The 12,018-nt window shown below is 60.4% G+C and carries 10 protein-coding genes and 2 pseudogenes; 4 read left to right on the top strand and 8 right to left on the bottom strand.

What is annotated here, in order from left to right; genetic code table 11:
• Window positions 1–130: 130 nt before the first annotated feature.
• From C2R22_RS21270 to C2R22_RS27065, 5 genes and pseudogenes are all read right to left on the bottom strand, one after another.
• The gene (locus tag C2R22_RS21270; protein WP_103427804.1) at window positions 131–370 is read right to left on the bottom strand and encodes a glutaredoxin domain-containing protein; all 240 of its coding nucleotides are present in this window, start codon (window positions 368–370) and stop codon (window positions 131–133) included.
• A gap of 132 nt (window positions 371–502) precedes the next feature.
• A pseudogene (locus C2R22_RS21265) lies at window positions 503–1,327 on the bottom strand (FAD-dependent oxidoreductase); the annotation flags it as partial.
• Window positions 1,328–1,574: 247 nt separating this feature from the next.
• The gene (locus C2R22_RS21260) at window positions 1,575–2,435 is read right to left on the bottom strand and encodes a phosphatase PAP2 family protein (protein ID WP_103427803.1); all 861 of its coding nucleotides are present in this window, start codon (window positions 2,433–2,435) and stop codon (window positions 1,575–1,577) included.
• Entirely contained in the window at window positions 2,432–2,848 is a 417-nt protein-coding gene (locus tag C2R22_RS27070) for an ABC transporter substrate-binding protein (RefSeq protein WP_281259296.1), read from the bottom strand. Before C2R22_RS27070 ends, C2R22_RS21260 begins: the two co-directional genes overlap by 4 nt.
• A gap of 70 nt (window positions 2,849–2,918) precedes the next feature.
• Window positions 2,919–3,545 carry an ABC transporter substrate-binding protein gene (locus C2R22_RS27065; RefSeq protein WP_281259299.1) on the bottom strand — a complete coding sequence of 209 codons (627 nt, stop codon included), beginning with the start codon at window positions 3,543–3,545 and terminating at the stop codon, window positions 2,919–2,921.
• An 880-nt stretch (window positions 3,546–4,425) separates the two neighbouring features.
• Here C2R22_RS27065 and C2R22_RS27585 point away from each other — a divergent pair.
• From C2R22_RS27585 to C2R22_RS21235, 3 genes are all read left to right on the top strand, one after another.
• Window positions 4,426–4,731: a metal-dependent hydrolase gene (locus C2R22_RS27585; RefSeq protein ID WP_394342403.1), complete on the top strand. Its 306-nt coding sequence runs from the start codon at window positions 4,426–4,428 to the stop codon at window positions 4,729–4,731.
• A 261-nt stretch (window positions 4,732–4,992) separates the two neighbouring features.
• Window positions 4,993–6,174, top strand: a complete 1,182-nt coding sequence (locus C2R22_RS21240) for an aryl-sulfate sulfotransferase (RefSeq protein WP_245903073.1) — start codon at window positions 4,993–4,995, stop codon at window positions 6,172–6,174.
• Window positions 6,175–6,220: 46 nt separating this feature from the next.
• Entirely contained in the window at window positions 6,221–7,849 is a 1,629-nt protein-coding gene (locus C2R22_RS21235) for a glycosyltransferase family 39 protein (protein ID WP_245903072.1), read from the top strand.
• Between the two features lie 5 nt (window positions 7,850–7,854).
• On the opposite strand, the gene C2R22_RS25320 is transcribed toward C2R22_RS21235, so the two are convergent.
• The 3 genes and pseudogenes from C2R22_RS25320 to C2R22_RS27205 form a co-directional block, all read right to left on the bottom strand.
• Window positions 7,855–8,574 carry a hypothetical protein gene (locus tag C2R22_RS25320; protein WP_216824870.1) on the bottom strand — a complete coding sequence of 240 codons (720 nt, stop codon included), beginning with the start codon at window positions 8,572–8,574 and terminating at the stop codon, window positions 7,855–7,857.
• A gap of 637 nt (window positions 8,575–9,211) precedes the next feature.
• A complete protein-coding gene (locus tag C2R22_RS21230; protein ID WP_103427798.1) occupies window positions 9,212–11,035 on the bottom strand; it encodes a formate/nitrite transporter family protein in 1,824 nt (607 codons plus the stop codon).
• Window positions 11,036–11,200: 165 nt separating this feature from the next.
• Window positions 11,201–11,555, bottom strand: a pseudogene (locus tag C2R22_RS27205) (Lrp/AsnC family transcriptional regulator).
• 55 nt (window positions 11,556–11,610) lie between these two features.
• Between C2R22_RS27205 and C2R22_RS26575 the strand changes: the two are divergent.
• A complete protein-coding gene (locus C2R22_RS26575) occupies window positions 11,611–11,895 on the top strand; it encodes a hypothetical protein (RefSeq protein ID WP_245903069.1) in 285 nt (94 codons plus the stop codon).
• Window positions 11,896–12,018 lie beyond the last annotated feature (123 nt).

Raw genomic sequence — 12,018 nt, 5'->3', positions numbered from 1 at the left:
GCCGAAGAGAGTGCCAGAGTCCAGCGAGTGTGAGCGCAGCAATGACAAATACGACCTCCGTTCGAATCATCAGGCCGCCCCGGCCGATGCTGTCTCCGGATATACTATTCGACAAGAACCGGTGGCCACGTCAGCTGTACGTCTTTTCGAGATAACCGACGACGTCGTCACTCTCGGCCATTCCCTCGATTCCATGTTCGGAATCGACGAGAACCGGAACACCGGACTGCCCACTCACCGATTTCACCTCGAATCGGAGGAACCGGAAGGGCAGGACGTTATGAGTCTTGTATTCCAGATCAAACCCGTCGAGTATACGCACCACCTTCGCACAGTACGGACAACCAGGGAGCCGATAGAGTTCCAGCATCGAGTCTCACTTGAGCACAGGCGGGGTTGTATTAAAACACCGTCGCGGATCTGAAATGTCATCACACGAGCGTCGATACAGTTTGATTACACGAGGAAAGGGCCGAATGTCACGAGGGTTCCGTCCGGGGATTCACTCGACGCAACAGCTCATCATCGAGGTATCGCGACGGAACGCCTGACAGGCGTGTTTGAGTGCCTCACTGAAGGTCGGGAACGGGTGGACGGTGTCGATGATGTCGTCGACTGTCAGACCGAACTTCACCGCTAGCGTTGCTTCCATGATCATGTCGGCTGCACGGGGACCGACCATATGGACCCCGACGATCTCGTCGGTCTCGTGGTGTCTCACGACCTGAACGAGCCCGTCTGTGTTTGCGACCGCTTTCGCTCGTGGGACATCCTCCATCTGAACGGTCCGACACGAACAGGTCCCGTGTTCCTCCATGTACTCCAGCTCAGTCGTGCCGACAGTTGCGACCTCAGGGCTCGTGAAGACGACCGCTGGCACCGTGTCGTAGTCGATGGTGACACCCTCGTTGCCGAAGGCGTTCTTGACGGCGTGGTTGCCTTCCTTGGCGGCGACGGTCTCCAGTTCCGGCACGCCGATCACGTCGCCAGCCGCGTAGATGTCGGGATTGGTTGTCTGGAAGTGTTCGTTGACGTGGATCGTCCCGTCGGGGTTCGTTTCGACCCCCACCGCTTCCAGGCCGATGCCCTCACTGTTCGGCTGGACACCGGTCGAGACGAACAGCGCGTCGCCGGTGACTGTCCGCTCGGTGCCTTCGACGGTTGTTTCGACGGCGACGCCCGACTGGATCGTACCGCTCCCGCCGGCGGGCGTTGCTGTTCGGATGCGCTGGAAGTCGGTGCCCGTGACCAGGTTGATTCCGTCGTCTTCGAACGCGTGTTGCATCTCTCGTCCGAGCTGGCCTTCCATGGCAGAAAGCACGCAGTCGGTCTCAGAGACCACTCAACACTAATCGGATTCCGACGACGGTAACCAGACCGAGGACGACCCCTCGACGCCACTGCTGGAGGATTAGTACGAAGTCGTTTCCCAATTACGACGCCGACGACAGCTGGAATCGCGGCCAGAGCGGAGCCGACAACGACTCCGATGCTCGGAATAACGAAAGACACCCAAGAAACCCATCGAGTGAGGTATCTCCACGATCATGATTACTACGGCTTGGTATGATGTTCTATCGGTTGATATTCTTCAACCAGCGGTTGATCGTCATCCGTAGACTGACCAGCTGGTGAGGACCAGACGTGCTTTTTTCCGTTATCCGTAACGCCGCGGCGACGCTTATGATGGCCACGACCACCCCCGCAACGACGTCGATCAGCCAGTGAATCCCGAGATACATCGTCGAGAGCCCAATTGAAGTTGCGAAGAACACTGCGATCGGTACCCACCGGCTGTGGGGCTCCCGAAACCGATAGGCGATGATGGTAACCGTCGCCGCCAGCGAGGTGTGGAGGGATGGAAAAACGTTGGTGTTGACGTTCACCTGGCTGGTCAGAAGCTGTGCCTGCGGCCAACTCGCATACAAGAGCGAGTCGACGAGTTCAGGCATGAAATTCCGTGGACCGTAAGCGATGAACGCCACGTAGCACACGAGCCCCAGTCCATAGTTCAGACTGTAGGCCACGATGGTTGTCATCAGCGGCACTCTGTCCTCGTGGAACACGTACATGATAACGGGAAACGTCAACAAAAACGCGTAGCCGAAAACGTACATGAAACTGAAAAATGCCGTCAGTTCTGGTGTCGCAAAGGACTGTACAGTAGCGACGAATTCCCCTTCAACCGCATAAATGTCTCTGGTGATGTTGATCCCGATGAGCCAAGAGAGCTGAACGCCGGCGTCCCGGATGAGGCCGTTCGCGACGAGGACGACGCCGAGAACCATTGCTGCCGGGGCGACGCGACGAGCGTTCGTTCGGGCGGTTCGAAGCGCAGTTCGGCCGTCTCGAACGGAGGTGAAAACGTACAGCCCGATTACGTGAAGAGCGACGACCACGGCTACCACCTGCAACACGACCTGTAGTAGCGTCACGCTCTCCCTCCGATGAGCTTGCTGCCGTCGTACCGGTACCCCGCCTCACGGAACGCATCCCGGACCCGATCGGTATGAAGTTCCCCGTCGTTTCCGAGAAATCCCGCGAGAGGGTTGTCCTCTGCCCATTCGAGTTCCGCCGGGTACCACTCAGTGCCCCAGAGCGGGCCGACTGCGGGCTGTCCGTATCCATCGATGACGGTGTCTGCAATATACTCCCCATCGATCAATCTGGCGAGCGTATGGCGAAATCGCGGATTACTGAGGTGTTGCTTGCGCGTATTATAGCCCAGGATGTACGACGAGTGAGATTGCTGTATGAGAAGTTCTGAGTCAGGACTGCGACCGATACGAGGGATAGCGTCCGCTCCCACGGGGGTCCCGGTCGCGTCGGCGGTATCATCAGCCACCATCTCAGCAGCCGTGACGTCAGACCCGGCGACCCGTACGGACAGCGTGTCGAATGCAACGTCACTGACCTGGTCAGGGAGACCACTGGTCGGTCCGTCCCCCGATGTAAGAAGTGGTCGTCGAACCGTTCGAGAACGACCTCCTCTCGGGTGTGTTTCGAACGAACTTGAGCGGGCCGCTCCCGACTGGTGGGATGTTATTCGTAACGAGAACGTCGGTGACTGACCCGACATTTATGCCGGCGAGCGATGCCGGATCCGTTCGGTCCTGCCAGATGTGCTTCGGAAGAATCGGAATCGTAAACGCCCGACGGGCGACACTCGGCGTTACGTCATCGAACTGCACTTCCACGGTCGTGTCGTCGATGACCTCGCCGTCTGCGACGAGGCTACTCCGACCGCGGTATCGTGGCGACGGGAACGGGGCAGACTCCTCGTCCCCCCTCGAGTTCAGAGTCGTGTCCGCGAGTAACCGGTACGTGAACGCCACGTCGTCTGCGGTGAGTGGTTCGCCATCGTGCCACGATACCCCGTCCCTGAGCGTGACTCGAGCGGTAGGTGGATTCGTTTCGGAGAACTCCCAGGTCTCGGCGAGCCACGGTGTCAACCGATTCTCGAATACGTACCCGAGTGGGTCGTACAACAGACCGGTCAGAGCACCAGTCCGTCGGAATTCGACAGAGAGTGGATTCAGGTTCATCGTCGCCCGCCGGTCCGTGACAGCGACTCGGAGCGTCCCGTCCTCCTCATCGACGCTAGACGCTCGTTCGAGCAGGAGATAGCCGAGTGGAGAACTGAGGTTGGCCGCCCGCCAGTTCGTATAGTTAGTCGTTCGAACAGCCCGGATGTCGTCAGGGACGGTCAGCAGTGTAAATGGTTGCGTCCGGGTGACCGTCATCTGTAGCCGTCTGAGGGCCTCTCGACGGCGTGTACCGTTGGTTCGACGCTGGGTCTCGAGGAACTCGTCAACGTCGATATTCGCGTACCCGAACGGGTTCTGCCAGCCAGGGTCTTCCGCAAACCGTGAGTGAAGGAGCGTGTACAGCCCGTCCGGGTCGCGGAACCGGGGCGGAAGACGCATCACGAACAGGTCGAAATCGTTACCCAACAGCGTCTGACGGTGCAGTTCCTGTTCGGACATCGGGACGACTCCAGTGTCGATGCCAGCAGTCCGGAACCAATCGGCGACTGTGCGCGCAAGTTGCAGCGCGTACGGATCGGCGTCATCGGGAACCGTCTTGATTCGAAGCTGGACTTGCTGGGCAGAGTTCCACCCCGTGAGCGACCGCACGCGACGCAGACACCCTCCCGTGAGCGCAACCATACCGCTACCGAGAGCGCCGAGGATTGCCCGACGGGGGGTATCAGGGAGGGTCATCTGTTAATCACTTACTAGGTCGTCACTCGGATATCTATTCATAAATCGATTGTGACTGGGAAGTTCCCACGACCGAAGTGGTGTCCTCAAGCGGGGTCTGGCGAGGCTTCATACGACCACGGATCGAACGACGACCGTGTCGGTACACGGGGCCGGTTTCGACCACCGTCTGTACGTGCTGTTCGCCGTGTTGACCCACGCGATGATCGGTTACACCATCGTCTCGGTCATGCGAGAGCCCGCCCCGATTGTTGGTGTCGTTGGTGCGATTTTTCCGGACATCGACCTGCTGTTCGCACCGGCTTGGTCGTTCCCACTCGTTCATCGTGGGATCACGCATACGCCGCTGTGTGGCGCTGTGGTCGTCGTTTCTATCTGGTCGTGGCGACGTTCGCGACCACACCCATCGTCTCTCTCTCTGTTCTCGACGGCCGTCACGCTCGGCTACGGTTCGCATCTCATCGTGGATTCGTTCACTGCCAGTGGTGTCCCGTGGCTGTACCGATAACAGCGGTCAGATACGGGATTGATGTGGGGATCCACGGCGTCGAAGCCAGCCTGATACTCTGGCTCGCCTGTACGCTCCTCGTGGTACGACAGCGAACGCGTCGGAGTAGAACGACCCAGTAGATTTTACACAGCGGTGGTCACTTGTTCGGTCATGGGTCCCCCGAAGCGAACCGCCCGCGTCATACTCGCACTCCTTGTCCTCTGTTCCGCGGCAGCCCTGGCCATCGGTTACGTGGAGGCCGATCGGACAAACAATCGTGTGACAGGAGATCCGTCGGTCGAGCAGGCGTTTCGGAACGGAGACCGAACTCCCGTCGTCGCCCCACGTGAGTCCACGACAGTCGTCGCAACCGACTCGAACGCGTTCGTCACCGACGAGAACGACGCACCGCGGGCGCAAGCAGAACTCGTCGCGTTTGCACCTGATGGGAGCATCTACTACTACGAGAACGAGCATACGCGGTACTGGGACGTCGACCCCGTCGCAGGGACCAACGCGACCGTCGAGTTCGTCTTCGCGGACCATCTCGACTCCGAGGAGTGTGACGGAACGGTCTGTACGCGCAATGGGGTTCAGCGAGTCAATCTCACCACCGGCGAACGAGCGACCGTGTACAGTCGAGTTACGCCTAGCAAACACTCGACCCGGTGGCACGACGTCGACCGGATCGACGAGGACCGACTCTTGATCGCCGATATCGCGCGGGACCGGGTCTTCATCGTCAACACGACGACCGAGTTGGTCGCGTGGGAGTGGGACGCACAGACCGATTACGATGTCGAGAGTGGCGGTCCGTTCCCCGAAGACTGGACTCACCTCAACGATGTCGAATACGTCCAAATCGATGGCCGAGAGACGGTCATGGTGAGCCTTCGGAATCAGGATCAGGTCGTTTTCATCGATACCGAGCGTGGCCTGCGCGAGGAGTGGACGCTCGGAAGCGACGGCGACCACGAGACCCTCTACGAGCAGCACAACCCGGATTACATTCCGCCAGAACGTGGGGACCGGCACTTCTGGTTGCGGACTCGGAGAACGGACGCGTCGTGGAGTATCAACGCGACGAAGGAAAGTGGGTCCAGTCTTGGACGTGGACCGACGACCGACTTCAGTGGCCCCGGGACGCCGACCGCCTCCCGAACGGACATACACTTATCACCGACTCCAACGGCGACCGAGTCCTCGAAATCGATCGCGAAGGGGAAATCGTCTGGACTGCCTCGATTGGTTTTCCGTACGAAGCGGAACGCCTCGGCACGGGCGACGAGAGTACCGGCGGCGAGAGTACTGCCTCGCTTGAACTCTCCTCGCGGCAGGTCACATCAACAGACGGTTCAAGCGAGGGAGCGCTCGCAGTTCGGCCCCCGCCGAAGATCGCTAACGCGATATCGTACCTGTTCCCACGGTGGGTCGGCCTCCTCGAAATGGGTGCGCTTGTGATCCTCCTCAGTAGCCTCGTTTCGTGGACCGTACTCGAGTACCGCTGGTGGGGCGGTCAGGTGCAACTCCGGCTCCCACTGGAGGCGAAACGACGATGACTGAGAGGGGTATGCCAGCTGGCGTCTCGGACGAACGCTCATCCCCACTCACGGAGGGAATCACACCTGTCCGTCCGATCGACCGTGCTGATCTCCCCTGGCTCGGACTCGGCCTTGGAGCAGGACTTCTTACTGTAGTTGTCTACCTCGCGACCAATCCGTATCCAGCCTACGGTGCCGGGCTCTACACACAGATTGCCGAGCAGATTAGCTCCCACGGGTACGGTCTGCCACCACGAATACCGGGATACACCGCGGATGGTGTTCCGTTTGCCTATCCGCCACTGCAGTATTACGTGCTTGCCGCCCTGCTCGACCTCGGTGCCGATCCTGTGACAGTGGCGCGTTTGCTCCCGTCGGTCGGAATGCTGGCGTCACTCGTGCCGATGTACCTCTTCGCTCGCGAGTACACGGGGTCGCGACCCGCAGGGACAGCGGCGAGTGTCGCCGTGGCGATGAACCCCCAACTGGTCCAATGGCATCTCTCGGCCGGCGGTGTCGTTCGCGCGTTCGCCTTCCTGTACGCGCTGACCGCCATCTATGCCGGCTATCGCGTGTTCGAGACGGGATCGAAACGTGCGATTGGCCTCGGGGTCGTTGCTTTCGGTGCGACGCTGCTCGCACACCCGACGTACGCGCTGTTCGTCGTCGTGAGTTATCTATCCCTGTGGATGGCTCGTGATCGCTCCGTGGCGGGGTTCGTTCGTGGAGCGGTCGTCGGGTTCGGTGGTCTCGCAATCGCGTCCCCCTGGCTCGTGTGGGTGGTCACGACGCATGGGCTCGACGTATTTGTCGCTGCGGGCGGCACACATGGCGGTGTCGGGGGTGGCGTCGCGACCATCCTCGACGGCGTATCGTTTGCACTTCTCCCGATCCTCGGTGCAGTGTATCTGTACATCGTACGCCGGGACGTCTTCCTCCTCGGATGGACCGTTACTGCCGAACTGTTGTTCGCACAGCCACGGTTCGTCTTCACGACGGGTGCACTCGTCTTAGCTGCTGTCGCCGTCGATCTCGGGAATCGAGTTCAGTCGGTCGATACGCGAGTCGCAACGACTGTCGACGCCAGGACGATTCTCGTTGGGGCTTGTCTCCTCGTCGGAATTACCAGCGGTGGAGCGTATCTCGCTCACGAAATGACGCTCACGACCGACCCTTCGACGCCAGAGTTCTTGGACTCGGAATCACTCGACGCGATGACGTGGATCGCCTCCGAGACGCCGCCGGATGCCACGTTCGTCGTCGTCGGTGACGCCGCTGAGTGGCTCCCAGCGCTCACGGACCGCACGCTCTTGATCGGGCCGTGGGGTGTCGAATGGCGTGGTTCGGGGCCATACGAACGGCAGTTGGCCGCCTACGAAGCTGTCTCGCGGTGTCAGAGTGCTGCCTGTGTCGAATCAGTGACGACATCGATCGACGCCTCGCCGGAGTACGTGTATCTTCCAAAGGGTCAGTACACGATACGTGGGAAATCGGCCGCCCAGTTCGGGACCCTCGAGCGGTCGTTCGAACGGTCGCCGTCGTGGACACGAGTGTACGAAAACGACGGGGTGGTGGTGTATCGAACGGCTGACTGACCCCGTCACACGACTCCTAGGAGGGACGCAACGAGCAAACTCAACCATGCCACGACGCCGACGAGGTTGAGACGTCTGTGGCCACGTGCTGAACCGAACGCGACAACGACGAGTGCTGCGACCAGTGCCACGCGATGATAGGCAAGTCGTGTCGGGACGCGTCTGACACCGACGAGTGCCATATCTAAGACGATCCCTGTGGCGAATCCGGAAGCCGTGAGTGAAACGACGCGTTTGGCCGGTCGGTCGGCCGCGAGGACTGTAACGAGAACTGGCGGGGTGACTGCTAATATCGGATAACCGATTACGACGAACAACTTCGGCGTCACGCCGGGGAACACGGTTTCGGCCGCGAGACCCCATCCACGGACTCCAAGGACGACGCCGAGAAGCGCACCAGGTAGTGCGACGTCTTCGAGGCTCCACTGATCGCTCAGCCGAGCAGCGCTGCCAACCAAAACGAGTGCCGGGGCAAGCCCGATAACGGTCCACCAGCCACCGCTCCCTCCACCGCGATGCCCATGGTGGGTCCGCGTGACTCTCGTAACGAACGGTTCATCGCGCAGGTCGTGCTCAACGAACCGAGCACCAGCAGCCACGCCGGTGACCGTGTGACGCACCCGAAACCAGTCCCAATACTCGGTGTGCGTTTGCAACGCAGTCCAGTTCCCGGAGCGACTGGAGTAGGCCCTGAGATGGGTTCGCTGTCCGAAGTACGTCCCCACGTGTAGCTGGTAATCTGCGGGTATCCATCGCCCCGATGCGTTCCGATCGGGGGACAGGTACGTGTATCGGACAGAACCGTGTGCTCGTCGCCACGGAGAGATTCGAACAGGAGTGTTCCGGTTAGTCGCGCTCCAATTCGCATCCGATCTGGTGACGAGAACTCGTCGTACCTGCTCTGAATCACCGAGTACGACGACATTGAGCGCTAGCGTTCGCCCCGACACAGATTGGCTGCGACTGGTGTATGGCCATACATAACTGTTCGTCCCGTCGGGACTGACGAGGGCCGTCTCCTCGGGTGTCAGGGCTTCTCGTCTCTCGTCTGTGTGCAGGTCACCGACGGGTGTGGTGTACACGGCTGTCGAAAGGAGAACGAGAGACAACAGTAGACCGAGCGAGCGCACTGACATCTCCTTCGTCACTACTGTCTGTTTTGGCCTGTATTGGTTCTGGTGCTGGACCTTCCCGAATACTCGTGGAAGAACTGAATAGAGCCGCCACTGCACTCGCTTCGAGGTCGGTCGACCGTCGTCCTCAGTCGTGTTGGTGACCGTCTACTCAGGGAATAATGAGGTCAAAATGACACGACGGTCGATCAGTACCAAAGGGGGTGGTGCAGCGTTCGACAGCAGACAGTCACGACTGTCCCCGCTTCTCGCGTCGACCGCGTCCGAACAGCCGATCTCTCAACGGTCGATCGGAGGGGCGTTCTGCCAGTACCACGGAGGCGTCGACCTCGTTGATGACGTCGAGGTGCAACGAATCCGTGACGAGACGCGAGAGAAGCCCCCGCTCTGTCGCACCGATGAGCACGAGCGTGTGATCGGCAGCCGCATGCTCGATCGCCGCCTCGACGTCGCGGGAGTCGTCGACGAGCAGTGTCGCGTCACCGAGACCCCGCTCGGTCGCCCACTCGGTGAGGAACGCTTCGCCGGCTTCACGCTCGCCGGAGTCGACGACGTGGAGCAACGACACCTCGGCGTCGGTCGTCGACTGGAGCGTCCGTGCGATCTCGGCCGAGAGATCCGAGTCGGGCCCACCGGCCGTCGGCAACAGCACGCGAGAGGTGTCAAGTTCCCCGTTTTTGATGACGAGGAAGTCACAAGGCAAGCGGTTGGTCAGCTCGTCGAGGGGACGTTCGGCGCGGGCGGCGTTCCACAGTCGATGGTCGCCCCACCCGATCACGACGAGGTCGGGTCGAGTCCGGCGCGCGCGGTCGAACACCTCCTCGAAGGAGCGTGAAGAGACGATCGTCGAGGTCTCGAACTCGACGTCGTATCCCTCGACGCGCCGTTCGATGTCCGCCATGAGGCGGGCCGACTCGCGAGTGATCCGGCCGTGGCCGTGGCGGCCGTCGGATTCCATCGGTATCCGAGAGGGGATCTGGACGATGTGAACCGCGTGAACCGTACTCTTCTCGTGACCGCTCGCGAGCGCGCAGGCAAACTCGATGATCGGGGCCTCCGTTCGCGGGTTCGCAACCGGAACCAGGATTCGGAAGGAGTCGGGGTCGCGGACGAACTCCCCGAGCGTGTCGACGACCGGTACGTACGACCGGCCCGCGAGACTGCCGAGCACCCACTCCCTCGTCGAGAGGCGACGAACGTGCTCGAACCGTTCGATCTCGAGACGCCGCTCGCTGGTCTGATAGTAGTTGACGATGGTGACCAGCACGATACCGCCGAGTGTGTTACCGAGCAGCACCGGGAGGACGAACTCCGTCAGCGCCGTGATCATCCCCGGGCCGCCGACGAGCATCAGATAGACGGACTCGGTGAACGAGACGACGACGTGAAAGAGGTTTCCGAGCGGTATCGCCAGGAAGGCGAGGTACACGATGAGAACCCGAGAGACGGTGTCACGAGCCGCGAAGTTCATCCAGACGACACCCGCGACGATCAGGCCGGCGAAGGCAGCTTTGAAAAAGAGGGCTGTCACCGGCGTCTCGATGCCCTTTTCGGCGAGGTCGACGGCGACTGCCGCCGCCTCGGGGCTGAAGACTCCCCCGTAGGCGAGCACGACGGCACCGATCGCCCCGCCGGTGAAGTTGCCCGCGAGCACGACCAGCCAGTGTCGAAAGAGCGCGGGAACGCTGGCCAGGCGTTCCAGTGTCAGCGCCACCGGCGGGAGCGTGTTCTCGGTGTACAACTGGTAGCCGCCGATGATGATGTAGATGAAGCCGATCGGGTACAACAGGACGGCGGCGAGTGCGCTTTCGGTCGCGGCAGACATCGAGGCGTACAGCAGATAGGTGATCGTGATCGCGAACCCGCCGGCGACAGCGGCGAAGAAGAGTTCGCGAAGGCCCGACGTGATCTCGTGGTCCGCGTCGGCGACGATCCGTTGGAACACCTGATCGGAGGAGAACAGATCCGGGACAACCTCACCGGTGACGGGGATGTCGTTGTTAGAAGGGTGTTCATGATCCCGATCTGACACCGTTCGTTCGGAGTCCCTCATGCTATCTTGTGCCGCAACCCACGGACTAAGTGGTTTGCGTCTCAGTCGACCCGCTGGGTTCCGATGATACCGTAGGAGTAGATCGGTTACTTCGTAACGCTAGTCGGGGGCGACATTGTCATGGTTCTGATAAAGACTCTCTCGTGTACCCTCAACAGCGTTCATTTACTGATTGTTTCTACGTTGAGCGTTCAACTCTTCACTTTCGTCTAAAAACCCGTGGTATGGACAGACGTACTCGTCGCGTATCGGTTGTTCGTCGACGATCTTGAGGCCGACTGCGTCCAGTTGTTTACTGATCCGATTGAGGTCGTCGTGGTCCTTCTCGATGGCGTTCACGTAGACGTTCCGTTCACCGGTCATAATCGATATCGATGTGATCTCCTCGGATAATCCCACTCTCCTCCAGTTTGTTAAGGCGGGGTCGAACTGTACTTGACGACAGCCCGAGCTTCTCTGCGATATCTGTGGAAATCGACCTCACTGTTCGAGGACACACGAGCGAACAAATTGTAGCCAGGACAGTATGGCCAATATGAGCGTCTAATTCGTTCGCATATCAGTACTACCCGTTTGTGGGTTCACGGTCCCGGCTCAGATGGATTCCGATTCCTGAATCAACAGATACAGACAGCCTCAACGATATCGGCGCGACGGCGGCTGCACCACTGGTCGTCATCGGCGACGAACTCGGTCTGTACGAGACGTTCGACAAGGCGAGTCCGCTCACGTCGGGCGGACTGGCCGAGGAGACTGACACCGCGGAACGGTACGTCCGCGAGTGGCTACGCTCGCAGGCCGCTGGCGGGTACGTCATCAACGCACGACCTGTCGCCGGTTTCGATGGCCTTCATCTGTGATCGAGGTGCTGGGTGAGACGGAGCGGTCGATCACAGGGGAACGACCAACACGCACTGGATGACAACCATGACATGGAATACGAGCGTCGATATCCATTATACTGTGGCACACGTACACACATC

The organism is Salinigranum rubrum, assembly GCF_002906575.1.
GTDB lineage: Archaea > Halobacteriota > Halobacteria > Halobacteriales > Haloferacaceae > Salinigranum > Salinigranum rubrum.
The sequence above is the reverse complement of the archived record's forward strand: the minus strand, read 5'-3'. Positions and strand labels throughout refer to the sequence as shown.